General features: G+C 69.2%; 32 protein-coding genes. 14 read left to right on the top strand and 18 right to left on the bottom strand.

The window, feature by feature from the left end; translation table 11 throughout:
- On the top strand, positions 1 to 900 hold a 900-nt coding region (locus H0U68_RS13905; RefSeq protein ID WP_296356553.1), incomplete at its 5' end, for a methyl-accepting chemotaxis protein.
- Positions 901 to 958: 58 nt separating this feature from the next.
- Positions 959 to 1,102, top strand: a complete 144-nt coding sequence (locus H0U68_RS13900; RefSeq protein WP_296356551.1) for a hypothetical protein — start codon at positions 959 to 961, stop codon at positions 1,100 to 1,102.
- 27 nt (positions 1,103 to 1,129) lie between these two features.
- On the opposite strand, the gene H0U68_RS13895 is transcribed toward H0U68_RS13900, so the two are convergent.
- A complete protein-coding gene (locus H0U68_RS13895) occupies positions 1,130 to 2,281 on the bottom strand; it encodes an aminotransferase class V-fold PLP-dependent enzyme (RefSeq protein ID WP_296356548.1) in 1,152 nt (383 codons plus the stop codon).
- An 83-nt stretch (positions 2,282 to 2,364) separates the two neighbouring features.
- On the opposite strand from H0U68_RS13895, the gene H0U68_RS13890 reads away from it, so the two are divergent.
- Positions 2,365 to 3,777, top strand: a complete 1,413-nt coding sequence (locus H0U68_RS13890) for an alpha/beta fold hydrolase (protein WP_296356547.1) — start codon at positions 2,365 to 2,367, stop codon at positions 3,775 to 3,777.
- A gap of 7 nt (positions 3,778 to 3,784) precedes the next feature.
- Here H0U68_RS13890 and H0U68_RS13885 read toward each other — a convergent pair whose 3' ends face one another.
- The 3 genes from H0U68_RS13885 to H0U68_RS13875 all read right to left on the bottom strand — a co-directional run bounded on the left by H0U68_RS13885 (position 3,785) and on the right by H0U68_RS13875 (position 6,469).
- The gene (locus tag H0U68_RS13885) at positions 3,785 to 4,606 is read right to left on the bottom strand and encodes a DUF4198 domain-containing protein (RefSeq protein ID WP_296356545.1); all 822 of its coding nucleotides are present in this window, start codon (positions 4,604 to 4,606) and stop codon (positions 3,785 to 3,787) included.
- A 79-nt stretch (positions 4,607 to 4,685) separates the two neighbouring features.
- On the bottom strand, positions 4,686 to 4,943 hold the full coding sequence (locus H0U68_RS13880) for a hypothetical protein (protein WP_296356543.1): 258 nt from the start codon (positions 4,941 to 4,943) through the stop codon (positions 4,686 to 4,688).
- Positions 4,944 to 4,957: 14 nt separating this feature from the next.
- A complete protein-coding gene (locus H0U68_RS13875) occupies positions 4,958 to 6,469 on the bottom strand; it encodes a DUF4331 domain-containing protein (protein ID WP_296356541.1) in 1,512 nt (503 codons plus the stop codon).
- A 177-nt stretch (positions 6,470 to 6,646) separates the two neighbouring features.
- Here H0U68_RS13875 and dbpA point away from each other — a divergent pair, with 177 nt between their 5' ends.
- Positions 6,647 to 8,050, top strand: coding sequence for an ATP-dependent RNA helicase DbpA (gene dbpA / locus H0U68_RS13870; RefSeq protein ID WP_296356539.1), 1,404 nt, complete (start codon positions 6,647 to 6,649; stop codon positions 8,048 to 8,050).
- A gap of 18 nt (positions 8,051 to 8,068) precedes the next feature.
- Here dbpA and H0U68_RS13865 read toward each other — a convergent pair whose 3' ends face one another.
- The 7 genes from H0U68_RS13865 to H0U68_RS13835 form a co-directional block, all read right to left on the bottom strand.
- The gene (locus H0U68_RS13865) at positions 8,069 to 8,905 is read right to left on the bottom strand and encodes a hypothetical protein (protein ID WP_296356537.1); all 837 of its coding nucleotides are present in this window, start codon (positions 8,903 to 8,905) and stop codon (positions 8,069 to 8,071) included.
- Between the two features lie 33 nt (positions 8,906 to 8,938).
- The gene (locus H0U68_RS13860; protein ID WP_296356535.1) at positions 8,939 to 9,700 is read right to left on the bottom strand and encodes an ABC transporter permease; all 762 of its coding nucleotides are present in this window, start codon (positions 9,698 to 9,700) and stop codon (positions 8,939 to 8,941) included.
- A complete protein-coding gene (locus H0U68_RS13855; RefSeq protein WP_296356534.1) occupies positions 9,697 to 10,629 on the bottom strand; it encodes an ABC transporter ATP-binding protein in 933 nt (310 codons plus the stop codon). The genes H0U68_RS13860 and H0U68_RS13855 overlap by 4 nt, the downstream gene beginning before the upstream one ends.
- A gap of 68 nt (positions 10,630 to 10,697) precedes the next feature.
- The gene (locus H0U68_RS13850) at positions 10,698 to 11,099 is read right to left on the bottom strand and encodes a cupin domain-containing protein (RefSeq protein ID WP_296356532.1); all 402 of its coding nucleotides are present in this window, start codon (positions 11,097 to 11,099) and stop codon (positions 10,698 to 10,700) included.
- A 75-nt stretch (positions 11,100 to 11,174) separates the two neighbouring features.
- Complete coding sequence (locus H0U68_RS13845) at positions 11,175 to 12,134, bottom strand: NAD(P)-dependent oxidoreductase (protein WP_296356530.1); 960 nt, start codon at positions 12,132 to 12,134, stop codon at positions 11,175 to 11,177.
- Between the two features lie 36 nt (positions 12,135 to 12,170).
- Positions 12,171 to 12,542 (bottom strand): metalloregulator ArsR/SmtB family transcription factor, encoded by a 372-nt coding sequence (locus H0U68_RS13840; protein ID WP_296356527.1) that lies wholly within the window; start codon positions 12,540 to 12,542, stop codon positions 12,171 to 12,173.
- Positions 12,523 to 12,987 carry an SRPBCC family protein gene (locus tag H0U68_RS13835; RefSeq protein WP_296356525.1) on the bottom strand — a complete coding sequence of 155 codons (465 nt, stop codon included), beginning with the start codon at positions 12,985 to 12,987 and terminating at the stop codon, positions 12,523 to 12,525. The genes H0U68_RS13840 and H0U68_RS13835 overlap by 20 nt, the downstream gene beginning before the upstream one ends.
- Before the next feature lie 131 nt (positions 12,988 to 13,118).
- Between H0U68_RS13835 and H0U68_RS13830 the strand changes: the two genes are divergently transcribed.
- Both H0U68_RS13830 and H0U68_RS13825 read left to right on the top strand, forming a co-directional pair.
- Positions 13,119 to 13,589 (top strand): GFA family protein, encoded by a 471-nt coding sequence (locus H0U68_RS13830; protein WP_296356524.1) that lies wholly within the window; start codon positions 13,119 to 13,121, stop codon positions 13,587 to 13,589.
- 97 nt (positions 13,590 to 13,686) lie between these two features.
- Positions 13,687 to 13,905: a DUF3606 domain-containing protein gene (locus H0U68_RS13825; RefSeq protein WP_296356522.1), complete on the top strand. Its 219-nt coding sequence runs from the start codon at positions 13,687 to 13,689 to the stop codon at positions 13,903 to 13,905.
- A 2-nt stretch (positions 13,906 to 13,907) separates the two neighbouring features.
- Here H0U68_RS13825 and H0U68_RS13820 read toward each other — a convergent pair whose 3' ends face one another.
- Positions 13,908 to 14,504 carry a carboxymuconolactone decarboxylase family protein gene (locus tag H0U68_RS13820; RefSeq protein WP_296356520.1) on the bottom strand — a complete coding sequence of 199 codons (597 nt, stop codon included), beginning with the start codon at positions 14,502 to 14,504 and terminating at the stop codon, positions 13,908 to 13,910.
- A gap of 110 nt (positions 14,505 to 14,614) precedes the next feature.
- On the opposite strand from H0U68_RS13820, the gene H0U68_RS13815 reads away from it, so the two are divergent.
- The gene (locus tag H0U68_RS13815; protein WP_296356518.1) at positions 14,615 to 15,517 is read left to right on the top strand and encodes a potassium channel protein; all 903 of its coding nucleotides are present in this window, start codon (positions 14,615 to 14,617) and stop codon (positions 15,515 to 15,517) included.
- Positions 15,518 to 15,536: 19 nt separating this feature from the next.
- On the opposite strand, the gene H0U68_RS13810 is transcribed toward H0U68_RS13815, so the two are convergent.
- On the bottom strand, positions 15,537 to 16,136 hold the full coding sequence (locus tag H0U68_RS13810) for an RcnB family protein (RefSeq protein ID WP_296356517.1): 600 nt from the start codon (positions 16,134 to 16,136) through the stop codon (positions 15,537 to 15,539).
- Positions 16,137 to 16,249: 113 nt separating this feature from the next.
- Here H0U68_RS13810 and H0U68_RS13805 point away from each other — a divergent pair, with 113 nt between their 5' ends.
- The 4 genes from H0U68_RS13805 (at position 16,250) to H0U68_RS13790 (ending at position 19,892) form a co-directional block, all read left to right on the top strand.
- A complete protein-coding gene (locus tag H0U68_RS13805; protein ID WP_296356515.1) occupies positions 16,250 to 16,663 on the top strand; it encodes a PAS domain-containing protein in 414 nt (137 codons plus the stop codon).
- Positions 16,664 to 16,731: 68 nt separating this feature from the next.
- Positions 16,732 to 17,997, top strand: coding sequence for a putative DNA modification/repair radical SAM protein (locus H0U68_RS13800; protein WP_296356513.1), 1,266 nt, complete (start codon positions 16,732 to 16,734; stop codon positions 17,995 to 17,997).
- Positions 17,998 to 17,999: 2 nt separating this feature from the next.
- Positions 18,000 to 19,448 (top strand): UdgX family uracil-DNA binding protein, encoded by a 1,449-nt coding sequence (locus H0U68_RS13795; RefSeq protein WP_296356511.1) that lies wholly within the window; start codon positions 18,000 to 18,002, stop codon positions 19,446 to 19,448.
- 120 nt (positions 19,449 to 19,568) lie between these two features.
- Positions 19,569 to 19,892, top strand: a complete 324-nt coding sequence (locus H0U68_RS13790; protein WP_296356508.1) for a hypothetical protein — start codon at positions 19,569 to 19,571, stop codon at positions 19,890 to 19,892.
- On the opposite strand, the gene H0U68_RS13785 is transcribed toward H0U68_RS13790, so the two are convergent.
- Together H0U68_RS13785 and H0U68_RS13780 are read right to left on the bottom strand one after the other, a co-directional pair.
- A complete protein-coding gene (locus H0U68_RS13785; RefSeq protein WP_296356506.1) occupies positions 19,843 to 20,115 on the bottom strand; it encodes a hypothetical protein in 273 nt (90 codons plus the stop codon). The two genes, H0U68_RS13790 and H0U68_RS13785, sit on opposite strands and share 50 nt — an antisense overlap.
- A 235-nt stretch (positions 20,116 to 20,350) precedes the next feature.
- A complete protein-coding gene (locus tag H0U68_RS13780; protein WP_296356504.1) occupies positions 20,351 to 20,596 on the bottom strand; it encodes a hypothetical protein in 246 nt (81 codons plus the stop codon).
- Between the two features lie 76 nt (positions 20,597 to 20,672).
- Here H0U68_RS13780 and H0U68_RS13775 point away from each other — a divergent pair, with 76 nt between their 5' ends.
- The 3 genes from H0U68_RS13775 (at position 20,673) to H0U68_RS13765 (ending at position 23,516) form a co-directional block, all read left to right on the top strand.
- Entirely contained in the window at positions 20,673 to 21,347 is a 675-nt protein-coding gene (locus tag H0U68_RS13775; RefSeq protein ID WP_296356502.1) for a DUF2239 family protein, read from the top strand.
- Complete coding sequence (locus H0U68_RS13770) at positions 21,344 to 22,717, top strand: MATE family efflux transporter (RefSeq protein WP_296356500.1); 1,374 nt, start codon at positions 21,344 to 21,346, stop codon at positions 22,715 to 22,717. The genes H0U68_RS13775 and H0U68_RS13770 overlap by 4 nt, the downstream gene beginning before the upstream one ends.
- A gap of 166 nt (positions 22,718 to 22,883) precedes the next feature.
- A complete protein-coding gene (locus tag H0U68_RS13765) occupies positions 22,884 to 23,516 on the top strand; it encodes a restriction endonuclease (RefSeq protein WP_296356498.1) in 633 nt (210 codons plus the stop codon).
- 17 nt (positions 23,517 to 23,533) lie between these two features.
- Here H0U68_RS13765 and H0U68_RS13760 read toward each other — a convergent pair whose 3' ends face one another.
- The 3 genes from H0U68_RS13760 to H0U68_RS13750 form a co-directional block, all read right to left on the bottom strand.
- A complete protein-coding gene (locus H0U68_RS13760; protein WP_296356496.1) occupies positions 23,534 to 24,130 on the bottom strand; it encodes a hypothetical protein in 597 nt (198 codons plus the stop codon).
- A 113-nt stretch (positions 24,131 to 24,243) separates the two neighbouring features.
- The gene (gene gshA / locus H0U68_RS13755; protein WP_296356494.1) at positions 24,244 to 25,803 is read right to left on the bottom strand and encodes a glutamate--cysteine ligase; all 1,560 of its coding nucleotides are present in this window, start codon (positions 25,801 to 25,803) and stop codon (positions 24,244 to 24,246) included.
- Positions 25,804 to 25,920: 117 nt separating this feature from the next.
- The coding region (locus H0U68_RS13750; RefSeq protein ID WP_296356492.1) for a YidB family protein at positions 25,921 to 26,342 on the bottom strand (422 nt) is incomplete at its 5' end.

Below are 26,342 nucleotides of genomic sequence, written 5' to 3'. Positions count from 1 at the left end.
GTGGCCGGCGAGGTGCGCAGCCTGGCGCGGCGCAGCGCCGAGGCGGCGCGCGAGATCAAGGAAATCATCGGCCAGTCGACCGGCAGCGTGGCCAGCGGCCGGCAGCTGGTGGACGCGGCCGGCAAGACCATGGGCGAGGTGGTCGCCAGCGTCGGCGAGGTGACGCAGGTGCTGGGCGCCATCGCCCAGTCCTCGCGCGAGCAAAGCACCAGCATCGAGGAAGTCAGCCGCGCCATCGCCCAGGTGGACAGCGCCACGCAGCAGAACGCCGCACTGGTGGAGGAGGCCGCGAGCGCGGCCGAGGCGTTCGAGCGCGAGGCGGCGCAGCTGGTGCGCGCCGTCGGCCGCTTCAAGACCGACCGCGCCGAGGACCGGGCCCGCGCCATCGCGCTGGTGAAGGCGGGCGCCCGGCACATCCGCAAGGCGGGCCTGCGCCAGGCCTGCCAGGACTTCATGGACCGCCACGGCGCGTTCCGCAAGGGCGAGGAATACCTGTTCGTGGTGGACCTGAACTGCATCCGCCTGGCCTTCCCGCCCGACCCGTCCACCGTGGGCCAGAACGACAGCGGCTTGTGCGATGCCGACGGCAACTACCTGACGCGCCAGAACGTGGAGATCGCGCGCAGCGCCGGCGCGGGCTGGAACGACTACCGCATGCCGCACCCGATCACCGGCGAGGTCGATCCCAAATCGGCCTATGTGGAACTGGTGGACAATGTGGTGGTCGGCTGCGGCATCTACACCCGCGGCGACGCGGTGCCCGCCGCGCCGGCGCCCCGGAAAGCGCCGCCGCGCGCCACACCGCGGCAGCCCGCCCGCGCGCCCAGGCAGCGCCCGCGCATGGGCCTGCTGTATGCCGACGAAGGCGACAATGTGAGCACGCGGCCGGCGCCGCTATAAGCCCCGGAAACGGCCGCGCGCGCTGCTACATTCATCGCTTCATCCACAGGAGACTCCCATGCCCAAAGGCGAGCAACGCACCAACAAATTGGCGAAGAAACCCAAGAAGGACAACTCGCCGCCCAAGGAGGGAACGTCCGACCGCCCGCTGCCCCCGATGACCACGGTGCTGCCCAAGGGCAAGCTGAAGAACAAGGTCTGAGGCCGGCGCCCGCCGCCCTCACGGGCCTTATGCCGCCTTGGCCGGCGCCGTGATCCCGATGCGGTCCAGCGCCTCGGCCAGGCTTTGCACGGCGCGGTCCACGTTGTGCCATTTGTCCAGGCCGAACAGGCCCAGCCGAAAGGTCCGGAAGTCGCTGCCCTCGTCGCACTGCAGCGCAACCCCGGCGGCGGTCTGCAGGCCTTCGGCCAGGAATTTCTTGCCCGACTGGATGTCGGGATCGCTGGTGTAGCTCACCACCACGCACGGCGCCTTGCAACCGTCGGCCGCCACGCTGGCAAAACCCCGGCTCTCCAGCAGCGCGCGCACCTTGCGGCCCAGGTCCTCCTGCTCGGCCTTCACTTTCGCGAAGCCGTAGGCGCGCGTCTCCAGCATGGTGTCGCGCAGGCGCGTGAGCGCGTCGGTCGGCATGGTGGCGTGGTACATGTGCGCGCCGCCCTCGTACGCCTCCATGACCTGCAGCCACTTCTTCAGGTCGCAGGCGAAGCTGCTGCTGGTGGTGCCGTCGATGGCGGCGCGGGCGCGCTCGCTCAGGCACACCATGGCGCAGCACGGCGAGCTGCTCCAGCCCTTTTGCGGCGCGGACACCAGCACGTCCACGCCGGTGGCCTGCATGTCCACCCAGATCGCGCCGGAGGCGATGCAGTCCAGCACGAACAGGCCGCCCGCCGCGTGCACCGCGTCGGCCACGGCGCGCATGTAGCCGTCCGTCAGCATCATGCCGCTGGCGGTTTCCACGTGCGGCGCGAACACCAGCGCGGGCTTTTTCTCGCGGATGGCGGCGACCACCTCCTCGATGGGCGCCGGCGTCCACGGCGCGGTCGGGCCGGCGCCGGTGCGGCGCGCCTTCAGCACGGTGGACGATGCGGGGATGTTCCCCATCTCGAAGATCTGCGTCCAGCGGTAGCTGAACCAGCCGTTGCGGATCACCAGCACGTCCTTGCCGCTGGCGAACTGGCGCGCCACCGCTTCCATGCCGAAGGTGCCGCTGCCCGGCACCAGCACGGCGGAGCGGGCGCGGTACACCTCCTTGAGGATGGAGGAGATGTCCGTCATCACGCCCTGGAAGCGGCGCGACATGTGGTTGAGCGAGCGGTCGGTGTAGACCACGGAGAATTCGAGCAGGCCGTCGGGGTCGACGCCGGGCAGCAATCCGGGCATGGTGGGGACCTGTGTTGTGGGCGAAAGACACAGCTTACCGCCGCAGGTGGTCCAATGCGTTTCAGCCTTTTGCAGTACCCACGATGTTCAAACGCCTTCTCGCCACGCTGCTGAGCCTTGCAGCCACCCTTGCCGCCGCGGCCCCGGCCACGCTGTTTCCCTCGCGCCTCATCACCGGCGGCGACGTGGACACCGCCGCGCTGGGCACGCGCGTGCCGCTGATCCTGGTGCACGGCCTGGGCGGCACCGGCGAAGGCTGGGACAACCTGCTGCAGGCCTATGCGCGCAACCCGGCGTGGCGCGCTGCCTTCAAGCCCTACACCTTCCGCTACAGCAGCGACACGACCGACGTGCTGGCCGACCCCACCGCGCCGCGCACCATCCCGGCCCTGGGCGCCGCCATGCGCGACCGCCTGCAGGAGTTCTACGACAAGCCCACGCCGGCGCCCTCGTACGGCTTCGGGCGCAAGAGCGTGGTGATCCTGGCGCACTCCATGGGCGGGCTGGTGGCGCGCGCGATGATGCAGGAGCAGACCTTTCGCGACGGCACGCGCGGCGGCGAGCACGTGCTGCACCTGGTCACGCTGGGCACGCCGCACCACGGCAGCCCGCTGGCCGACGCCGGCATCGCGCTGGGCATGCAGGCTTCGCCCGAGCTGACCCGGACCTTCGCCGGCATCGTCGCCAACCAGGCCTGGACCAATGCCGACGGCCTGGACATGTCCGGCGGCCTGTGCAACCCGTGGCTGGCGCGATTGAATAACTACGCGCCGTCCACCGGCGCGACCTACGGGCGCTGCGGCGCCGTTCCCGCCAATCCGCTGCCCGGCTTCTACGAAAAAATCGTCGCCTACGCCGCGCGCACGCTGCAGCAGCCCGACGTGTGGCTGGGCCGCACCGGCGTCTACAAGCCGGGCTCGTCCACGGCGCTGCTGGCGCCCTACGCCTACCTGCACAACGGCCTGTCGCGCAGCTATGCCAACGACGGCCTGGTGCCCTATGCCAGTGCCCAGTTCGAGGGCACGCCCATCGGCGCGCGCGCCGAAGCCTTCGACTGCGACCACCGCTACATGGAGCGCGGCTACCCGGAGTTCGTCCGCACCTCGTCGGCCACGTACAACGACTGGGCGTTCTGCGCCGCGTCGACTGCCGGCGTGGTGCCGTCCGGCGCGGCGGGCGGCTCGGCCATCGGCAACACCATCTTCGGCGCGCCGGGCGGCATCGTGGACACCGTCCAGGCGGCGTCGGAGACCGAGCGCGTGTTCGACTGGGCCGAGCAGGCCTATGCGGCCTACCTGCAGCCGCCCGGCACCACGACCGGCACTCCCACCGGCATCACCGAAGGCTTCTACTACCGCTACTACCCCGCCACCGGCGCCTACATCGGCGCAAAGGCAGGCGCGGTGTACTACAAGGGTCCGGCCTCCGGCGGCCAGGTGATCCGCATCGCCAGCATGGCGGAGTTCCTGGCGCAGGCGCAGGGCGCCGGGTTCTGAGCGCGCGCTATCGTGGAATCTCTCGCGGGACCTCGAAGCTGAGGTTTCCCCAGTAGCTGTCCCAGTCCGCCGCGGCCACGTCGTCCGAGGGGACCATCTGGACCACGCTTGCCATCCACACGCCGGCCCAGGGCAGCGTGAAGGCCGCCTTGCCGTCGGCGCCGGTGACGGCACGGATCGTCAATGTCTGCGCGCCGCGCCGGTGCCACAGCTTCACCAGGCGGCCCCCCAGAGGGCGGCCGTCGAAAAAGACCTGCAGCGAAAGATCCTCCCCGGCACGCATGCGCCCCGGGTGGCGCAGCGGCACGATCTCCAGCTTCTGGCCGGTCCTCGCCGCGTAGCCGTCGTCGAGGGCGGCGCCCACCTGCACCACCGCCTTCACGTTCCTGCGGAAGCGCTCGCGCCCCGCCAGCGCGGCGGTACCCGCGGCCTCCCGCGCCTGGACGATGTCGTCCAGGCCTTCGTCGTGCAGGTAGGCGTGGAATTTGTCGGCGGACAGTTCGATGCGGCTCGGATGGCTGTCCATGGCCATCACGTGCGTGCCCGCCGCGGCTGGCTGAAAGGCGAACTGGCCCGCGGGCTGCTCGGGCATCTGCTGCGTGAGGTCCGCGGCACCGCTGCGCGTGACATCGCGCAGGCTTGCCACGACCGCGCGGTTGAAGGCAACGCGGTCGCCCGCGAACTGCTGTCCCACGAAGAGGGCGAGCGCCACCGGTTGCCCCGGCGCGCTCGCGAACGCGCCGGGCAGCATCCAGAATTCGTGCGCGCCCGCCAGGGTGCAGGCCAGCGCGGCCGCAACGCCGGCGAGCAGGCGAAAGAATGGGGTCATCGATGTTCCTGAAAAACGAAGAAGCGCCGTCCAGGCGCGGGGCGCATGGACGGCGCTCATCATGCAGCCGAACCTGTCGTCAGTTCGACGGTTCGCCCGTGTTGTCCACCGGCAGGACCGCGGTGCCGACCAGGACCGGCTCGCTGGTATCGCTGCTCGAGTCGATCAATTGCTTGATGTAGGCCACCAGCCCGGCCACGGAGTCCTGGGCCGACTGCGGCACGTCCGTGGTGGCAGCGGGAGGCGCGGCCGGGGCGTCGTCGTGCGAGCTTCCGCAGGCCGCCAGCGAGGCGGCGACGGCGGCTGCTATGGCCCATGGAAGGATACGGTGCTTCATGGTGCGGCTTTCGTTCAGGGGTAGACCGTGCCGGCCGGCGCGGGCGGGTTGAAGTTGCCGTTGATCGGCGTGGTCAGGTACGGGAACGTGGTGCCGTAGTTGGCGGCCGTCTTGCGCACGCCGTCGGTCAGCGCGAGGCCGCCGGCAGGTGCATCGGCAGGCTTGCAGCCGACCTTGAACGTGTCGGTCGGCCCGGTCAGAACACACAGGGCGCCCATCGCCACGCGCAGCGACAGGTCGACCACGTCGTCGGCAGGACGCCGGCCGTTCGGGAAGCCCGCGTTGTCGCCGCCCGCCACGCCCAGGGGGTTCTGGCTGGCGGCCGGCGCCACGGCGATCGTGGTGTTCAGGCGCAGCATCTCCGAAGCCACCACGTTCTTGGGCTGGTTGACGCCCTCGATGCCCTTGAGGAACACCGTGACCAGGTCCGTGCGCGGGAAGTTGGTGGGCGCCTTGGCCGAGGGGAACAGCGACTCGACCAGCGCGGGCAGCGCCGGGTGGGTCACGTAGTCGATGAACTGGCCGTCGTCCTTGGGCTTGGAGGCGTTGAACTTGTCCTTGTCCGCCACGCCGATGACCACCTCGTTGACCAGGGGCATGCCCAGGCGGGACACCTGCGCCCACGCCCCGCCGTTGCGCGCGGCGTTATTCAGGCCGCTGGCGGGAGCGCCGTTGACCAGGCGCGCCTGCCGCACGCTGGCGGTGGTGAACGCGCCGATCACCGGATCGCTGGCGGTCGCCACGCAGGCGATGGGCAATTCCATCGCGATGGTGCTGACGTTCTTGGCTTCCAGGTCGTTGTTGTTGCCGCCGACCTCCGGGCCCAGCGGGTTCAGGTTGAACAGGTCGAATATCTTGCCCACGGCGATGTAGAAAGGCTCCTTGCGCTGGCCGACGAACACCTTGCCCTGGGTCGCGCAGCCGGGAATCGCCACGCTGTAGACGTGCTGGTTGGCATAGGCCGCGTAGCCGCCGGAGAAGGTCTTCTCGCCGATGTTGTCCACCGGCTTGTCGAACGAGGCGCCGCCGCCCGCCGCGCTGGTCACGACGCTGCGCGCGCCGGCGCGGCGATTGCCGCGCACCAGGTCGATGGTGTAGGTCTCGCGCACGTTCAGGGATGCCGGATTCACACCGGTGATGGGGCCGCTGTTGATGAGCGGGATCTTGGTGGACTTGCCGCCCACCGAAAGCGCGGCATTCTTCAGCGTGCTGGTGAAGCGGAACTGGAAGGTGAGGTCTTCCACCGCGTCGCCGTTGTTGTCGATGTGGATCTCGTACATCGCGTTCGGGTCGAACTGGTAGAAATTGGGACCACCCTGCGGATCCTGAAACGGGACGTAGTTCGCCAGGATGGTGACGAAGCCTTCCCTGCCCGGTTCGTAGCTGCGGAACATGTAAAGGTCCGTGGCGTCGATGGTCGGATTCATGGCCGTGAACGGCGCTTCTCGGTGACTGGAAGCGAACGCGCTGAACACGCACAGCGTGAGCAGCGAAGCGGCCAGAGGGGCTTTAGCGGAGGGTCGCATGGGAATCCTTGTTGCCGGAAGCAAATTAGCTTTCCGGCGCCCATTAACGCGCGTTTTGTTACGAAATCCCGTAGGACAGATCGGGCTCACAATGTGGTTTCTTGCTGACACCAGCGGTCGCGTTCCTGCTTCCGCGGAGCCAGCGAAGGCTGATTGCGGCTGTGGAATGATCGGCCCATGACCAATGCGCCAAACAGCTTCGCCACCCTCGCCCTCAGCCCGCCCGTCCTCGCCAACCTGGAACGGCTGGGCTACACCGAAATGACGCCGATCCAGGCGGCCAGCCTGCCGCCGGCGCTGCTGGGCAAGGACATCATCGCGCAGGCCAAGACCGGCAGCGGCAAGACCGCCGCCTTCGCGCTGGCGCTGCTGGCCAACCTGAACGCACGGCGCTTCGCCGTGCAGTCGCTGGTGCTGTGCCCCACGCGCGAGCTGGCCGACCAGGTGACGGCGGAGATCCGCCGTCTGGCGCGCGCCGAGGACAACACCAAGGTGGTCACCTTGTGCGGCGGCGTGCCGCTGCGCGGCCAGATCGCCACGCTGGAACACGGCGCGCACGTGGTGGTCGGCACGCCGGGCCGCGTGATGGACCACCTGGAGCGCGGCACCTTGCAGCTGGACGCGCTCAACACGCTGGTGCTGGACGAAGCCGACCGCATGCTGGACATGGGCTTTTTCGACGACATCGTGACCGTCGCCAGGCAGTGCCCGCCCGCGCGGCAGACGCTGCTGTTCTCGGCCACCTACCCTGAAGGTATCGCCAAGCTGGCGGCGCAGTTCATGCGCGAGCCGGTCACCGTGAAGGTCGAGGCGCAGCATGCCGGCAGCCAAATCGAGCAGCGCTGGTACGAGGTGAAGGCCAAGGAGCGGCTGGACGGCGTGCGGCTGCTGCTGGAGCATTTCCGTCCGGCCAGCACGCTGGCCTTCTGCAACACCAAGGTGCGCTGCCGCGAAGTGGTGGCGGCGCTGCAGGCGCAGGGCTTCAGCGCGCTGGCGCTCTACGGCGAGCTGGAGCAGCGCGAGCGCGACCAGGTGCTGGTGCGCTTCGCCAACCGCAGCTGCTCGGTGCTGGTGGCCACCGACGTGGCAGCGCGCGGGCTGGACATCGCGAATCTGGCCGCGGTGATCAACGTCGACGTGCCGGTGGACACCGAGGTGCACGTGCACCGCATCGGCCGCACCGGGCGCGCCGGCGAGACCGGCCTGGCGCTGTCGCTGGCCAGCCTGGACGAAATGGGCTTGGTCGGGCGCATCGAGCAGCTGCAGGGCCGGCCTTCGCAGTGGCATCCGCTGTCGGAACTGACTCCCGCGCCGGGCGGGCCGCTGCTGCCGCCGATGGCCACGCTGCACATCCAGGGCGGACGCAAGGAGAAGATCCGCCCCGGCGACGTGCTGGGCGCGCTGACGGCCGACCTGGGCTACACGCGCGAACAGATCGGCAAGATCGACGTCAACGAGTTCTCCACCTATGTGGCGGTGGAGCGCGGCATCGCGCGGCAGGCGGCCGAGCGGCTGGACGCCGGGCGCATCAAGGGCCGCAGCGTGAAGGTGCGGCTGCTGGAAGACGGGGACGAGGACTGAGCGGGTGCGGCGCCCGCGTCAGGCCTTCTTCTCGGGCTGCTTGCTGGTGGCGCGGATGTTGGCCACCTTGCCGATCAGGTCGAACCAGAACGGCGCGCCCAGCGAAATCGCCATGGCGGTGAAGGCATAGCCGGCCAGCTTCACCAGCAGGTCGAACCACCAGGTCCAGCCGGAGGTGTGCAGGAAGGCCTGGCGCTTCTTCTCGGACCAGCCCAGCACCTGCGGCATCTGTTGCTGGATGCAGTCCAGCAACTGCGGCGTGCCCTGGCCGGGGCACAGGACCTGCACCGCCTGCGGGCTGTCGGCCCGGCCGGCGAGGTTGACCAGCGCGGCACGCGCCGCCGAATCGGTGGCCATTTGCCGCGCCATCTGCACCGTGTCCGCGTCCACGCAGAACGCCAGCCCGAAGCCGATGGCGATCAGCCAGGCCTGGGCGTTGCGCTTGAAGCTGCCGCTCAGGCGCTCCATGCGCTCGCCGTACGCCTTCTGCAGCAGGGTCAGTTCGTCCTGGGCCTTGCCGTGCCCCCATTCGGACAGCTTGGCGAGCTGCCCGTCGGGATATGTCTGGATGATTTCCTGGGCGACGGCGGCGAAGGTTTCGGCGTCCACGTAGGTGGGCCAGTGGCGGGCGTGATCGGCGTCCGCGCCGCCGAGCTTCGAGGTCATGGAGCGGATGCGCGGATGCGCCAGGAACGCCCGGGCGCCCTCGGGACCCAGCAGCTCCTTGACGGCATCCCGGAAGTTCTGCTTGCGCTTCTGGACGGCCGCCTCCAGCGTTTCCTTCATCGCCGAAGCCACCACCGACAGCAGCGCGTAGAGCGTCGCCATCGCAATGCAGGTTTGCAGCAGGTCCATGCCCGTTTTCCTCCTGCGGGCGATTGTGCAGGTTCAGCTCTTCAGGCGATACCCCGTTTTGAAGATCCAGACGATCACGCCCAGGCACAGGGCCATGAACACCAGCGTCATCAGCAGGCTGACTTCCACGCCCACGTCCGACAGGCCGTAGAAGCTCCAGCGGAAGCCGCTCACCAGGTACACCACCGGGTTGAACAGCGTCACCTTCTGCCAGATCGGCGGCAGCATGTCGATGGAGTAGAAGCTGCCGCCCAGGAAGGTGAGCGGCGTGATGACCAGCGTGGGAATGAACTGCAGCTTCTCGAAGCCGTCGGCCCAGATGCCGATGATGAATCCCAGCAGGCTGAAGGTGACGGCCGTGAGGATCAGGAACAGCACCATCCACAGCGGATGCTCGATGCGCACCGGCACGAACAGCGCCGCCGTGCCGAGGATGACCACGCCCAGGATCATGGACTTGGTGGCCGCCGCGCCGACGTAGCTGGCCACCGCCTCCAGCGGCGACACCGGCGCCGACAGCAGCTCGTAGATGGTGCCGGTGAACTTCGGGAAGTAGATGCCGAAGGACGCGTTGGACACGCTCTGCGTCAGCAGCGACAGCATGATCAGGCCGGGCACGATGAAGGCGCCATAGCTCACGCCGCCCACTTCGGGAATGCGCGAGCCGATGGCCGAGCCGAACACCACGAAGTACAGCGAGGTGGACACCACCGGCGAGACGATGCTTTGCAGCAGCGTGCGCCAGGTGCGGGCCATTTCGAACAGGTAGATGGCGCGGACGGCTTGCAGGTTCATTTGCGTTGCTCCTTCACCAGGCTGATGAAAATGTCTTCCAACGAGCTTTCCTCGGTGCGCAGGTCCTTGAAGGCGATGCCCGCGCGGTCCAGCTGCTGCAGCAGCTCGGCGATGCCCAGGTGCTCCTGGTGTGCGTCGTAGCTGTAGGTGAGTTCGTTGCCGCCGGCGTGCAGCTCCAGCGGCAGGTCCGCCAGCGCGGGCGGCAGCGCCGCAAGCGGCTGGCCCAGCTGAAGGGTCAGCTGCTTGCGCCCCAGCTTGCGCATCAGCTCGGTCTTGTCCTCCACCAGGATGATCTCGCCCTTGCGGATCACGCCGATGCGGTCTGCCATTTCCTCGGCTTCCTCGATGTAGTGCGTGGTGAGGATGATGGTCACCCCGGTGTCGCGCAGCGACCGCACCAGCGCCCACATGTCGCGCCGCAGTTCCACGTCGACGCCGGCGGTGGGCTCGTCCAGGAACAGCAGTTCGGGTTCGTGCGACAGCGCCTTGGCGATCAGCACGCGGCGCTTCATGCCGCCCGACAGCGTCATGATCTTGTTGTCCTTCTTGTCCCACAGCGACAGCGCCTTGAGCGTCTTCTCGATGTGCGCGGGGTTGGCCGGCCGGCCGAACAGCCCGCGGCTGAAGGACACCGCGTTCCACACCGTCTCGAACGACTCGGTGGTGAGCTCCTGCGGCACCAGGCCGGTCATGGCGCGCGCCGCGCGGTAGTCGCCGTCGATGTCGTGGCCACCCACGCGCACGGTGCCGCTGCTGGCATTGACGATGCCGCAGACGATGCTGATGAGGGTGGTTTTGCCGGCGCCGTTGGGGCCAAGCAGCGCGAAGATCTCGCCGCGGCGGATGTCCAGGTCGACGTTCTTCAGGGCGTGGAAGCCCGTCGCGTAGGTCTTGGACAGGCCCGAGATGGAAAGGATGGGTTCCTGCATGAGCGCGCGAAGATACCCGATTCCGGGCCCCGGCGCTCGCGCGCGCCCATTTGTTTATGCCGCGGGCGTTATTTGGGCAGGTCGATCTTGCCGGTGCCGGTGCCGGTGCGCAGGCCGGCGCCGCCGTGGTCGCCCGCATCGCCGTTGTGCAGCAGCAGCGTGACCAGCACGGCGCAGTCGGTGCGCGCGCGCAGCGAATGCTGCTGCTGCGCCGGCAGCACGATGACGTTGCCCGGGTGCAGGTGCCGCACGCCGCCGGGCATGACCACTTCCACGTCGCCTTCCAGGCAGTGGATGGTGCACTCGTCGCCCACGTGGTGGGCCGGGTGGTCGGCGTGCGCTGGCAGCACCAGGTGCAGCAGCTGCACGCGGTCGGTCTTCAGCAGGCTGGTGCTGACGGCGTCGCGCAGGTTGGGCCCGAGCGGGCCGACGTTGACGACGTCCAAGGGCTGGGCATGCGGCAGAGCCATGGCTTCGCTTCTTTTCGCGGCTTCGATGCGAGCCAGCTTAGCGCGCGCTTGGCGGACCGTTTGTCAGCGGGCGCCTCAACCGCACCCGAGGGCGTCAGCGCCGGCGTCCTCGTCGATCCCCATCTGCTGCACCACGGTACCGATCGCGCTCCAGTCGAGCTGGCCTTGCTGCATCGCATCCACCAGCCGGGCGAACAAGGGCTCGGCGACGGTGGTGATGGGCCCGCGCATGCCGCTGGCCTGCTCCAAGGCGATGGCCAGGCGCAGGTCCTTGCGCATCAGCTCGGCGCGAAAGCCGGCCGGCTCGAACTGCCGCTCGATCAGGCGCTGGCCGTGCGTGTCCATGGCCGCGCTGCGGCTGCTGCCGTTGAGGAGCACCGAGCGCACCACGCGCGGGTCGATGTCGTTCTTCAGGCACAGCGCGACGATCTCGGCCACGCCCAGCATGTTGGCGATCACGCCGATCTGGTTGCAGGCCTTGCAGATCTGGCCGGCGCCGGAGTCGCCCACGCGCGTGATGTTCTTCGCGAAGGCCTGCAGCACCGGCAGGCAGGCGGCGAACGCGTCCTCGGTGCCGCCCACCATACAGGCCAGCGTGCCCTCGGCCGCGCCTTTTTCGCCGCCGCTGACCGGTGCGTCGAGAAACGCGATGCCCTGGCGCGCGAGCCGTTCGGCAAACATGCGCGAGGCATCGGCGGCGATGGTGCTGGTGTCGATCACGTACTTGAGCGCCGAGGGCCGCGACGCCAGGCCTTCGGGCCCGAACACGACGTGCTCGACGTCGGCGGTGGCGGACACGCTGAGGATGACCGCGTCGCATTGCCTGCCGAGATCGGCCGGCGTGGCCGCGGACGCCGCGCCGCTGGCGGTAAACGGCTCGGCCTTGGCCGCATCGCGCGCATGGACCGTGAGCGCGAAGCCCTTGGCCAGCAGGTTGTTCGCGATGCCCCGGCCCATGACCCCGAGCCCCACCATGCCGATGCGCTTCATGCCGACTCCGTGTGCGTGCTGTGAGGCTTGATCGTAGCAGTCCATTTCCGTGCCACCGCCCCCGCCGCCCCGTGGTCACCGTCAGCCCTGCTCCACAAACACCTTGAGCTTGCCCAGCGCCTGCTCCCACTGGCGGCCGATGGTTTCCAGCGACCGCCTGGCTTCCTCCAGCTGCGTGGGATCGAACTGCCACAGCCGCTCGCGCCCCATCCGCACGTCGCGCACCAGCCCGGCGCCGGCCAGCACCTGAAGGTGCTTGGTCACCGCCTGCCGCGTGATCTCGGTGTTGGCCGTCAGCTGCGCGATGGAGAACGCACCGCCGGCGCACAGCACCGCGATCAGCCGCAGCCGCGTCGCATCGCCGAGCGCGAAGAACACGTCGGCAAGGTCGGGCTTCGGTGCAGCGGGCACTGCCTTGCGCGCCGGCTTGCGCTCAGGCACCGGACGCGACATGGCGCTGGATGTTCTGCATCTGCGCGTCCCAGCCCTGGCTGTTCATGCGGAAGGCCTCCAGGCGCCGGTGCGGCGGCACCTTGTCGAAGCCGGACTCCACCACCGTCAGCAGCGTGCCGCCGGGCGCTTCCTCGAGCGTGAAGGTGACCAGAGTGGGCTCTTCGCGCGTGTAGTCGGCGCCCTGCTCGACCGCATACGGATGCCAGCGCCAGGACAGCAAGGCCTCGGGCTCCACCCGCTCGACCGCGATCTCGAATTTCAGGTGCTCATAGCCCGCATGGGTGATCCGCCCCTGTGCGCGCCGGCCGGGCGCGAACGCCTGCCCTTTGAGGTCGACGCCGAACCAGTGGCCGAACTCCTCGGCCTGGGAGAGCGCGCGCCAGACGCGCGAGCGCGGCGCATGCACGAGAATTTTGCGTTCAATGCGGTCGGTGGAAGGGTCCATGAAAGTCTCCTGAAGAAAAGCAACCAATTGGTTGCTCTCGATTGTGCCGCCGTGTCATTGAAAGAGCAACCATCTGATTGCGCAATGGATGCGTTCACGCCGCACAATGGCGCGATCTAGGAGTGCATTCCATGGCCGATTGGCAACTTCCCTGGGCCGGCGGCTGCCGCTGCGGCCAGGTCCGCATCCGCATCACCGCGCCGCCCATGCTCACCACCGCGTGCCACTGCACCGGCTGCCAGCGCATGAGCTCATCGGCGTTCTCGCTCACCGCCACCATTCCGTCGCAGGGCTTCGAGGTCACCGCCGGCGAGCCGGTGATCGGCGGGCTGCATGGCGCGACCCATCACTTCTTCTGCCCGCACTGCATGAGCTGGATGTTCACGCGGCCCGAAGGCATGGACCATTTCGTCAACGTGCGGCCGACCATGCTGGACGATGCGCGCTGGTTCCGGCCGTTCCTGGAGGTGTGGACGCGCGAGAAGCTGCCCTGGGCCAGCACTCCGGCCGTGCGCAGCTACGAGACGCAGCCGGACTTCGAGGAATATGCGTCGCTCGTGCCGGAGTTCGCGCAGCACCACGACGCGCTGACCAAATCCTGACCTGGCACCGCGCCGAGCGGCTCTGCCTGCCGCGTCCTACAAGCCGTCGCGCTCGCGCTGCCTAGGATATGGCATCCCAAGCACGCAGGACGCAGACATGACAGCCCACAAGGCCGCGCCCAGCGCACGCGACGACGACCGCATCGACCTGCGGGACGACTATGCCGTGTGCGCCTGGGCCAAGTACTTCAACACGACCCAGCAGAACCTCAAGGACGTGGTCCAGGCGGTCGGCAACCGCGCCGGCGCCGTCAAGGACCACTTGGTGGGCCGCGCCAACGGCCACCGCAGCGCGGAGCGGCCTTCCGGCGCCTGAACTCAGCCGCGCTGGTGCTTGCCCGGGCCCCAGCCCTGGCCGCCGACGGCCTGCGTCGCGACTTCGACCGGCCGCGCCTCGAGGGGCGTGGCCATGCTGTCGTTCCAGCGGTTGAGGAAACCGAACATCGCCACCACGCCGAGGATCTCGACGATCTCGCCTTCGCTCCAGTGCGCGCGCAGCCGGGCGAACAGCGCGTCGGTGACGTCGTTGGGCTGCGAGGCCGCCGCCAGCGAGAAGTCCAGCGCGATGCGCTCGCGCTCGCTGTAGTGCGGGCTGGTGGCGTAGCTCCACACGTCGGCCAGCTTCTCCTCGCTGATGCCGAAGTTGTGCGCGCCCAGCAGCGTGTGTGCCTGGCAGTAGATGCAGCCGGCGGCCTTGCTCGCCACGTGGCCGATCAGCCGGCGGAACCCCAGGTCCACCTCGCCGTCCGGATCCATCACAGCGCCGTTGAGCTGCGCGAAGGCCTGCACCAGCTTGGGCTTGCGCTGCATGGTCAGCACGCTGTTGGGCGTGAAGCCCAGGGTGCCGAGGAAGAAATCGAAGTACGGCTTGAGTTCGGGCGTAGTTTCGGGCGGCAGAGGGTCGAGGCGGGACATGCTTGTTCTCCGGAAAGATGCTTGGATTGTCGGCGCGTGTTGGCTGCCCCGCCGAACAGCTGAGCAGAGGACTAGAATTTTCCGCTTCGACACGCAGCGACGGGACGCACTTGAACAAGGTCTTTCGCAGCCGGCATTTTCGCGGACTGGCCACGGGCGCCGTGGTGCTGCTGGCGGTTCTAGCCGCCGGCACGCTGGGCTACCACGTCATCGGCGCTCCGACGGCGACGTGGGTCGACAGCTTCTACATGACCTTCATCACGGTGGCCACCATCGGCTACCACGAGGTCGTGGACCTGAGCGCGCACCCGGGCGGGCGGCTCTTCACCGCGATGCGCGGCCACTACATCGTTTGCGGCATCGGCCGCGTGGGCGGCAACGTGGCGCGCGAGCTGTTGCGCACGCGCCGCCCGTTCGTGGCGATCGAAGCCGACCGGGCTGCGCTGGACCGCTGGCCGGAGGGCGAGCCGGGCACGCTCCACCTGCACGCCGACGCTGCGGACGACGACGCCTTGCGGCGCGCGGGTGTGGCGCAGGCAGCAGGCGTGTTCGCGGTCACCGGCGACGACAGCCACAACCTGATGATTGCGCTCTCGGTGAAGCTGCTGAACCCGCAGGTGCGCGTGGTGGCGCGGCTGCACGACGTGCGCAAGGCCGACAAGGCACGGCGCGCCGGCGCCGACGAGATCGTGTCGCCCGACTTCACCGGCGGCATGCGCATTGCCTCGGCCATGGTGCGGCCGCACGTGGTGAACTTCATGGACCAGATGCTGCGCAGCGACGAGGCCCTGCGGGTTGAGGAAGTGGTGGTCCCGCCGCGCTTCGCGGGGCGTGCGCTGTCGCGGCTGCTGCCGAAATCGCGCGAGTACATGGTGATGGCCACGCACGAGCAGGGACGCTGGGTGTTCAACCCGCCGGACGACCACCTGGTGCAGCAGGGTGCCGTGATCTTGCTGATGACCAGTCCGCAGGGGCGCGCGGCGGTGGAAAAGATGCTGGCCGCGGCGCCCTGACATCGCCCCCCGCCGACGGTCAATTCAGCAGCAGGCTGGCGATGATGCCGGTGGCCAGCGCGACAAGGATGAACTCGCCCGAGTCGGCCTGGACCCACTGGTAGCCGTAGGGCGGCTGGTACAGGCTGTACTGCGGCCAGTCGCTCACCACGCGCATGCCGCGCCAGTACTCGTGCGGCAGGCGGTCGCCCACGTAGTAGTAGCGCGACGCACCGGCATAGGCCCCGCGCGGCGCGTAATACGGCGCGTTGCGGTAGTGGCGCTGGTACTCCGTGCGGTAGGCCGGCTGGTTCTGGTAGGCGCGGGCCTGGTATTGCGGCTGCTGGTAGCGCTGCTGATACTGCGGTTGCTGGTATTGCGGCTGCTGGTACGCGGCCTGCGGCGCGCGGTAGCCGCGCTGGTAGTCCGGCTGCTGGTAGCCCGGCTGCGCGAAGCGCTGCTGCTGTTGCTGGCCGCGCCATTCCTGGCGCTGCGCCTGGCGGTCTTCACGCTGTTCGGAGTGTTCGGCGCGGCGCTCGCCGCCGCGGCCGCGCCAGTCATGGTCCTGCGCGAACACGGAGACGGAGCCCAGGCCCAGTGACGACGCCACGACGGCGGAAACGATGGCGGATGCTTTCATGGCGGATCCTTTCGGTACTGCAATGCCTCCATGGTCCACCCGCAGGGTGTCGCCCGCGTAAAGCGCGCATCCCCGGTGTGCAAAGTCTGTGCCTGCGTGCACGAGTGCCGCGCTTGGCGCTGGAACGCGAACACTTCTCGCAGATGTTCGCGCAGGCGCCCTCGTTCATGGCCATGCTGCGCGGCCCCGAGCACCGCTTCGAGATGGCCAATGCCGCCTACATCCGCTTTCTCAACGGACGCGAGGTGGTCGGCCAGACGGTGGCCGAGGCGCTGCCCGAAGCGGCGGAACAGGGCTACGTGGCCTTGCTGGACGAGGTCTATGCCACCGGCCAGCCTTACAACGCCACCGGCTGCAAGTTCGTGTTCCGCACGGCGCCCGGCGGTCCTCTGGCCGAGCGCTACGTGGACTTCGTCTACCAGCCCATCAAGGAACCCGACGGCCGGGTTCGCGGCATCTTCGTGCAGGGCGTGAACATGACGCAGCGCACGCTGGCCGAGCGCGCCGAGGCAGAGCTCGCCGGCTAGTCCAACGCGGCGCAGGCCGTACATCGGGGCGGTGGTCCAGGCGGCAATTAATACTGTATATTCATACAGTGAACCTCAACGCCAAGCTCGCGATTCTGGCCGACGCCGCCAAGTACGACGCGTCCTGTGCTTCCAGCGGCGGACAGCGGCGCAATTCGGTCGGCGCGGCCGGGCTCGGCTCCAACGAGGGCATGGGCATCTGCCACAGCTATGCGCCCGACGGCCGCTGCATCTCGCTACTGAAGATCCTGCTCACCAACTTCTGCCAGTACGACTGCCTCTACTGCGTCAACCGCGCCAGCAGCAACGTGCCGCGTGCGCGGTTCTCCGTCGACGAGGTGGTGCGCCTCACGCTGGACTTCTACCGCCGCAACTGCATCGAAGGCCTGTTCCTGTCCAGCGGCATCATCCGCAGCCCGGACTACACGATGGAGCAGGTGGTGGAGGTGGCGCGCGTGCTGCGCGAAGACCACGACTTTCGCGGCTACATCCACCTGAAGACCATTCCCGACGCCGCGCCGGAGCTGCTGCAGCGCGCCGGCCGCTACGCCGACCGGCTGTCGATCAACATCGAGTTGCCCACCGAACAGTCGCTCGCGCGCCTGGCGCCCGAGAAGGACGGCGCGCGCATCAAGCGCGCGATGGCGCGCCTGCGCGTGCACATCGACGACGCCAAGGCGGCCGCGCGGGAAGCGCGGGACACGCCGGCCCGCTCGCTGCCCGGCGCCAAACCCGTTCGCGCGGCACCGCAACCCTTCGCCGCGGCCGGCCAGAGCACGCAGATGATCGTGGGCGGCGACGACACCAGCGACGCCGGCATCCTGCAGGCCAGCGCGCAGCTGTACGGCGCCTACCGCCTGAAGCGCGTCTACTACTCCGCCTTCAGCCCCATCCCCGACGCGTCGGCGGCCTTGCCGCTCAAGCCGCCGCCGCTGGTGCGCGAACACCGGCTCTACCAGGCCGACTGGCTGATGCGCCACTACGGCTTCGAAGCGCGCGAGATCGCGCCGCAGGGCGACGGCATGCTGTCGCTGGAAGTCGATCCCAAGCTGGCCTGGGCGCTGGCGCATGCCGAGCGCTTTCCCGTCGATCTGAACCGCGCGCCGCGCGAGCTGCTGCTGCGCGTGCCCGGCCTGGGCGTGAAGGCGGTGGACCGCATGCTGCTCGCGCGGCGCGTGCGCCGGTTGCGCGCCGACGACCTGAAGCGCCTGCACGTGCCGCTGGCCAAGGTGCTGCCCTTCGTGGTGCTGGCCGACCACCGGCCGGCGCGCGCCGCCGATCCGCGGCAGTTCGCCGCCGCAGCGAAAGCGCCGGCGCAGGCGGCGCTGTTCTGACCATGCTGCTCAGTGCGTCCGTGCACGTGCAGCTGGCCGGCGAGACCGACTTCGCCGGCTTTCGTGCACGGGCCCGTGCCCTGCTCGCACGCGGCGTGCCGCCCGATGCGGTGAACTGGCGCACGCACACCGGCCCCGCCGACCTGTTCGGCAACGCCGAAGACGCATGCACGCCGCACATGGCCATGGAAGCCGTGCCGGCCGCCGCTGTGCCCGTCTTCTTCGTTGCCCTGTGCGAGGAGGTGGTGCTGCACAGCGACCCGCAGCGTTTCGCGCTGCTGTACCGGCTGCTGTGGCGCCTGGCGCACGAGCCGCGGCTGCGCGACGACCCGCTCGACGCCGACCTGCTGCTGGCACGCCGCATGGCGCATGCGGTGTCGCACGACATGCACAAGATGCGCGCCTTCGTGCGCTTTCGCGAAGTGCCGGACGAACAGGGCGCGGTGGCGCACGTGGCCTGGTTCGAACCGATGCACCACATCGTGGAAGCCAATGCGCCGTGGTTCATGCGGCGCTTCACGCAGATGCACTGGGCCATCCTCACGCCGGACCGCTGTGCGTTCTGGGACGGCGCTGCGCTGCGCTTCGGCGCGGGCGCGTCGCGCGCCGAAGCGCCCGCGGCCGATGCGGGCGAGGCGCTGTGGCTCACCTACTACCGCAACATCTTCAACCCGGCGCGGCTGAAGCTCGCCAGCATGCGGCAGCACATGCCGCGCAAGTACTGGCACAACCTGCCGGAAGCACGGCTCATCACGCCGCTGGCGGCCGAGGCGCAGGCACGCAGCGGCAGCATGATCGAGCAACCGCCGACGCAGCCCACACGCCGCATGGTGCCCCTGCCGGTGCATGCGGACGCCGCGCCGGCACACGGCACCCTCGATGCCTTGAACACGGCGCTGCAACACTGCCGCGGCTGCCCGCTCTTTGCCGCGGCCACGCAGGCCGTGGCCGGCGAAGGACCGCAGCGGCCCGCGCTGATGCTGGTGGGGGAGCAGCCCGGCGACCAGGAAGACGTGCACGGCCGCCCCTTCGTCGGCCCGGCCGGCCAGCTGCTCGACCGCGCGCTGCGTCAGGCCGGCCTCGCACGCGAGGCGCTCTACCTCACCAACGCGGTGCGCCACTTCAAATTCGAGCTGCGCGGACAGCGCCGCATCCACAAGACGCCGGCGCAGCGCGAGGCGGCCGCCTGCGCGCACTGGCTGGAAGAGGAAATCGCCTTGGTGCAGCCGGGCGCGCTGGTTGCGCTGGGTGGCACCGCCGCGCGCTCGCTGCTCGGGCGCCCGGTGGCCGTGACGGCCGTGCGCGGCCAATGGCTTGCGCGCGAAGACGGCCGGCGCGTCCTGGTGACCTGGCATCCATCGGCGCTGCTGCGCATGCCGCCGCACGAGCAGCCGCGGGTCTTCCTGCAGTTCGCGGGCGACCTCGCGCTGGCGGGCGGCGCCCACGCCTGACGCGGCTTTGGCGCGCACGGCACGCAAGGATTCCTTCCTACAGCCGAGGCTTGTGGCGGCGCGGAAGAATGTCCACACTGTCCCTTGCCAGGGCCGCCGACGCGTGGCCCAGGAGCCATCGTGCAAGACCTCGCATTCCGTACCCTGCTGTACCGGTATTTCTTCTTCGGCTGGCTGTTCCAGGACGTCAACCGCGGCTCGCGCTTCGAACGCGTCTGCGCATGGCGCCACAACCAGGCGCAGGCACGCTGGCTACCGCTGTACATGCGCCGCTGGCTGGGCTGGGGCCTGCTGCTGTACGGCCTGGGCAGCTTGATGGAGCTGGTGCTGGACTGCCCCGGCCTGTCGGTGTGCTTCTATGTGCCCAGTGCGCTCAGCGTGCCGATCAACGCCGTCATCGGCGCGGCTTGGCTGGGTCTGAAGGCACTGCCCGCGCCGCTTTGAGCGCCGGCCCGATCTCGGCGATTTCGTTGGTCCAGATGCCGCCCGAATAGCGGGGCGGCAGCCGTGCGAGATCGGCCGCGCTGTCGATGCCGGTGGAGAACCCGCCGCCGTGGTACGGCCCCAGCACGAACACGCTGCTGCCTGCGGCTTCCATTCGGTCGAGAAAGCGGTCCGGCCAGCCCCCCAGCCACGGCGCAACATTCGAAGGCACCAGCACCATCATGCGTTTGCACCCAGCGGGCACCACGCCGCTCCAGCCGATGGCGATGCAGGGCACCAAGCCAGCGCCTGAGCAGCGCCTGAGCAGCGCCACCGACATGGTACGCACCTGCGGCAGCAGGCGGCGACTTCGGCCACCGGTTCGTCGCCGCCGTACACGGTGAGCAGGCGCTGGCGCGCGGGCGGCAGTGCGGCGAGCGCTGCGGCCAGTTTCACGCCTTCGATGCGGTCACGGCTTTTCACGTTGATGACGAAGCGGTGGTCCCGAAATGCCGCCAGCACTTCGGCAATCCAGCGTCCAGTCGTGGAACACGGCGAAGCGGCCGTCGGTGGTCGGCTGCACGCATCGACGCGATGGTGTTCTCCAGATACCCGTGGGTGTGCGGCAGCATGCGCGCCGCGGTGCAGGTGTGCTTGTGCAGGTCGCGCGTGTCGAACTGCTGCGCGAGGCCGCGATGCGCCAGCAGCACCGGCGCCTGCGGCATTCTGCGCGCTGTTCACAATGAATTTACCCGGGTTTAATTGACTTTTGTATTTTCAGCCGGGTAGAATTCCGCCTCCATGCAATCCGCCACCTCCCCAGCCATCTCCCCGCCTGCCCTGCAGCCCGAGTCCTCACCGGCCACTTTCATCGCCTTCCTGGGCAGCCGCTGCCTTGTCGAAGGCACGGCAGCCGAGGTGGCGCGCGCGGCGGCTGCGGCGCTGCAAGCCGCGCCGCAGGAGCCGCTGCTGGTGTTCGCTGCCGTGTCGGCGCAGCTGGTCGAGCTGGACCTGCGCGGTTCGCCCGAGGAAGCGGCGGCGCGTGCGGCTGCTTCGGCACCGGCCGCTGCCCCCTCCGTCCCGCGCAGCCGCGGCCGTCCGCAGCTGGGCGTGGTAGCGCGGGAAGTCACGCTGCTGCCGCGCCACTGGGAATGGCTGGCCTCCCAGCCGGGTGGCGCTTCCGTCACTCTGCGCAAGCTGGTCGAAGCGGCACGGCGCGGTAGCCCGGCTGCGGACACGGTGCGGCTCGCGCAGGAGCGCGCCTACCGGTTCCTGACCGCCATGGCGGGCAACCTGCCCGAGTACGAAACGGCGCTGCGCGCCCTGTTCGGGCGCGACCGCATCCGCTTCCAGGCCGCGCTGCACGGCTGGCCCGAAGACGTGGCCCGCATTGCCTGCAGGCTGGCTACGGATGCATTCGCCGAAGACGCACAACAACAAGCGCAACAACCATCACAAGAAAACACCAAACCATGAGTTCCACCCTTGTTTCCACGGCCGCCGAAGAGCGGCCGCTGTGGCGCACCTATCTCGCCTTCGTCGGCCCGATGGTGCTGGCCAACATGCTGCAGTCGATGTCGGGCACGATCAACAACGTGTTCGTCGGCCAGATGCTGGGCACCCAGGCGCTGGCCGCCGTGTCGGGCCTGTTCCCGATCGTGTTCTTCTTCATCGCGCTGGTGATCGGCATCGGTGCCGGCGCCTCGGTGCTGATCGGCCAGGCATGGGGTGCGCGCGAGTACCACAAGGTCAAGGCCATCGGCGGCACGGCGCTCGCGGTCGCGCTGGTGCTGGGCGCGCTGGTGGCGCTGTTCGGCGGCACCTTCACCCGGGCCATGCTGCACGCACTGGGCACGCCGCCCGACATCGAGCCCCTCGCGCTCGGCTATGCGCGGGTGATGATGTTCACCATGCCGGGGCTGCTGGTGTTCATCGTGTACACGCAGCTCATGCGCGGCGTCGGCGACACGGTGACGCCGCTCTATGCGCTGCTGCTGTCCACCGCGGCGTCCTGCGCCATCACGCCGGTGCTCATCCGCGGCTGGTTCGGCTTTCCGGAACTGGGCGTGGTCGGCGCCGCTGCCGCGGGCTTCGTGTCATTTGCCGCGGTGCTGGTGTTCCTGTGCTGGTTCATGCTGCGCAAGAAGCATCCGCTCGCGCCCGACCGGGAGATGCTGCGGGCGCTGCGCATCGACCCGAAGATCCTGCGGCTGGTGGTGCGCATCGGCCTGCCCACCGGCGTGCAGATGATCGTGGTGTCGCTGGCCGAAATCGCCATCCTGTCGCTGGTCAACCGCTTCGGCTCGGACGCCACCGCGGCCTACGGTGCGGTCAACCAGGTGGTGAACTACGTGCAGTTCCCGGCGCTGTCGATCGGCATCACCGCGTCCATCCTGGGCGCTCAGGCCATCGGCGCCGGCCACACCGACCGGCTGGGCGACATCACCCGCACCGGGCTGAAGATCACGCTGGTGGTCACCGGCGGGCTGGTGCTGCTGGGCTACCTGTTCTCGCGCCACCTGATCGCGCTGTTCATCACCAGCCAGCCGGTGATCGAGCTGGCGCAGACGCTGCTGCACGTGATGCTGTGGGGCATGCTGCTGTTCGGCCTGTCCACCGTGGTGGGCGGCGTGATGCGCTCCAGCGGCGCGGTGCTGGTGCCCACGGCGATCTCCATCTTCTGCGTGGCGGGGCTCGAGGTGCCGGCGGCCTGGCTGCTGGGCAACCATATGGGCATCAACGGCGTATGGATGGCCTACCCCATCGCCTTCGCCGGCATGCTGGTGCTGCAGTCGGCCTACTACCGGCTGGTGTGGCGCAAGCAGGAGATCCGGCGGCTGGTGTAAAGAACCCGCACGCTCCTGACGGTCGGCGGTATTTCCCGCCCGCGCGGGTCCTGCTTGCTCTATCCTTTTGGTCACGCAGACATGCGTCATGCCAGCGCACATGACAGACCATCAGAGCACGCCGGGCCGGGGCCGGCTCCGCAGGCAGGGGTTCGCCGCCCTTGCCTTGGCTTTGGTATTCCTGGTCGCGGCTTTGCTGCTGCGCCCCTCGCCCGCGCTGGACGCCGCGGCCGCCGCGCTGGGCATCAGCGGCTTGGCGCTGCTGGCGCTGGGCGTCACGCTGCTGGTGCTGCACGCGGTGCTGCGCCGCCAGCGCGCGCGCGCCTGGGCTCACACCGAAATTGCCACCCCGGCCGCCGCCTCCGACTGGAACGTGCACCTGCTGCAGGACCTCACGGCCCAGCAGTTCACCGCTTTGTGCGTTGCGCTGTTCGAGCAGGCCGGCTTCGACAGCCGCACCGAGGCGCGGGGCACCGACGGCAGCATCGACATCTGGCTGCATTCGCGCCACACGCCGGGGCCGGCGTCGCTGGCACGCTGCAAGTACCTGGCATCCGGCCAGATCGGCCTGCCCGAGCTGCAGGCCGTGCACGGCGCGATGGTGCTGCACGGGCTGCGCCGCGCCACCTTCATCACCAACGCCACGTTCACGCAGCAGGCGCAGTCGTTCGCCAACGCGCACCGCATCCTCGCGCGCGACGGCGCCGGCCTGCTGGTGCTGATCGAGCGGCGCACCGCACCGCAGCAGCAGGCCCTGATGGAAATCGCCAGCGTGGGCGACAACCCGCACGAAGCCTGAGCGGGCAGCGCAGGCGCTTACATGCGCAGCAGGTCGAACATGCCATCCACGACCATGCGCGAACCCACCGAAATCAGCAGGATGTCGCTGCCCACGCGCACGTAGCGGTAGCCCGCGGGCGCCGGCGACAGCTGCACCAGCATCGGACCAGGCACCGCGTAGTACGCCACCCCGGCCGGCAGGGGCCGGCCCACGGCCCACTTCTTCGCCTGGCCGGGAGGCATGCAGCCGTTGTGCTTCTTGGCCAGCCCGGGCGGGCAGGAACGCGCGCCGGGGCCGTAATGCTCACCGTAGTAGCTGCGCACGATGGTGCGGTCGCGGTCGTTGAAGTGGCCGCCCACGCGCACGTCGGCGTGCTGCGGCTTGCCCTTGTCGCCATGCTTGCCGCCATGGCCGTACGGGCCCTCGTCGGCATGCTTGTCCTGCTTGTACTCCTGCTTGTGGCCCTTGCCATGCTCCTCGCCATGGCCTTTGCCCTTGCCGTGCCCCTCATCGGCATCGCCCCCCTTGTTGCCGCCGCCGGCCCAGGGTGGGGGCGCGGCGAAGGCGGGTGCCCCGGCGAACGAGGCGGCGAGCAGGACAGTCGCAAGACGGGACAGGACGGAAATGGTCATTCTTGGGCTCCAGGTACGGATTAACAGTTCAAGCTGCACTGTCAACTCAGCCGTGTCGCGCCCCTGTAGGACCGCACCGCTTTCGGGCAGCCCGTGAGTGAGCTACCGCACACTCAGACCGCGGCGGCGGCCAGTGCGGGCGCCAAGGCCTGCTGCGTCAGCTGCAGGCGCTCGGGCGCGGTGTACTGCAGGCGGAATTCCTCGAACGGCATGGTGTCGGCCGCTTCCACCGCGGCCTGCTCGGCCACCGACTGCCTGGCCAGCGCCTCCATCCGGGACTGCAGCGTGCCGGGCAGCGGCAGCTTCAGCAGCTTGGCCTTGGTGTGCTCGGACTGCGCGCGCACGAAGTCGATGAAGGAGTTGTCGTGGTCGCGCGCCATCGCCTCCAGCACCCGGGCCGAGGGCAGCAGTTCCGGCGTGGACAGCAGTGCCTCGGCGGCGCGCAGCGCGTCGCTGTAGTCGCTGGTCTGGTGCACGGCGTCGAGCGCAGCGGCCACCGGCGCGCAATCGGCGACGATGTCGGCCCCCCATTGCGAAAGCGGCACTTCGCGCCCGTCGCGTTCCAGCAGCAGGCCGGGTTCGCGACCGTAGGCGGCGGTCTTGTGCTGGTTGCGGCCCAGCGCGGCGATCTCCTGCGGCGTGTCGGGCGGGCTGTCCTGCAGCAGGCAATGCAGCAGGAACACGTCGAGAAAGCGGATGGTCTGCGCCTTGATGCCCACCGGCACGAACGGGTCGAGGTCCATCAGCCGCACTTCCACGTACTCGACGCCGCGCTCGCGCAGCGCATGCAGCGGGCGCTCGCCGGGGCGGATCACGCGCTTGGGGCGTATGGTGCCGTAGAACTCGTTCTCGATCTGCAGCAAGGTGGTCGACAGCTGGTTGTACTCGCCGCCCGGATTCATGATGCCGACCGCCTCGTACGCGGCATAGGGGCGCGTCAGCGCCTCGTGCAGCGAGGCGGCGTAGCCTTCCAGGCTGTTGTAGCTGACCGCCAGGCTGCCCTGCGCGTCGCTCTGGTAGCCCAGGCGGCCCATCCGCAGCGAGGTGCCGTGCGGCATGTACATGGTGCCCTGCGACAGCGCCTGCAGCTCGTGCTCGCGGCCCGACAGGAAGCTGGAACACACGGCCGGCGAGGCGCCGAACAGGTACAGAAGCAGGAAGGCGTGGCGGCGGAAATTGCGGATCAGGCCGAAGTACTGCGCATCGGTGATGCCGGGCATCGACCAGTTGTAGTGGATGCCCGAGATGGTCTGCATGCGCCGGCCGTAGCGGTGCGCCAGGCCCATGCGGTAGACGCTCTTGGCGCGGCCCACGTTGGACGAGCCGTAGCGCCCGATCGGGATGTTCTCGTCGGCCGGCAGGTTGCACGGCATGCTGCTGACCCACAGCGTCTCGTCGCCCAGCGCGCGCAGAGCGAACTGGTGCACGCGCGTGAGCTCCTCCAGGCACTGCTCCACGCTGGCGTGCACGCCGGTGATCAGTTCCAGCTGCGATTCGCTGTAATCGGTGGTGATGTGCGGATGCGTGAGCGCCGAGCCCAGGGGGTCAGGATGCGGCGTCAGCGCCAGGGCGCCGGAAGCGGTGGCGCGCAGGCTTTCTTTTTCGATGCCGCGGCGGATCTCCTGCAAGCGGGGTGGCGCGACAGCGGCAAGGCGGGCCTGCAGGGTACTCATGGACGAAACAGTCTCCGATCAAGGCCCGGAAGGTAGCACGGCTTCACAAAGTCTGCTGCCTGCCGGGACAAGCCGAATCGGGTAGGCGCGCCAGCGGCGGGCCCACCCGCGCAGGCCTTAATTCACGCCGGCGTCCTGCCGCTTCGCGGACTCGAGCTCCCGCTCGAGCACCTCGGTGCCGCCTTGCAGCAGGTGGTCGGCGTCGTGCGGCACGCTGCCTTGCGGCGTGAGCTGGTTCACCATCTCCGGCAGGATGTCGGCGAAGCCCTGTGCCACTTCCTCCTGCGGCACGCCCAGCTGCTGCGACAGGCGCGAGAGCTCCTCGCGGCCCACCACGTTGTTCACCGCCTCGGCGTCCACGTGCTCGTTGTCGCCCGTGTCCACCCACGACTTCGCCTGCTTGCCGAAGCCCTTTTGCTGAAAGCGTTCCAGCACCGCGCCGACGCCGCCATTGTTCTGCACCCAGCGCATTGCCAGCGGCAGCAGGAGCAGCAGCATGGCGCTGCGCCCGCCGCCGCCGCTGCGGGCCATCCCTGCGC

Source organism: Ramlibacter sp. (assembly GCF_013697775.1).
Taxonomy (GTDB): Bacteria; Pseudomonadota; Gammaproteobacteria; order Burkholderiales; family Burkholderiaceae_C; genus Ramlibacter.
This window is presented reverse-complemented; position numbering and strand designations above follow the sequence as displayed.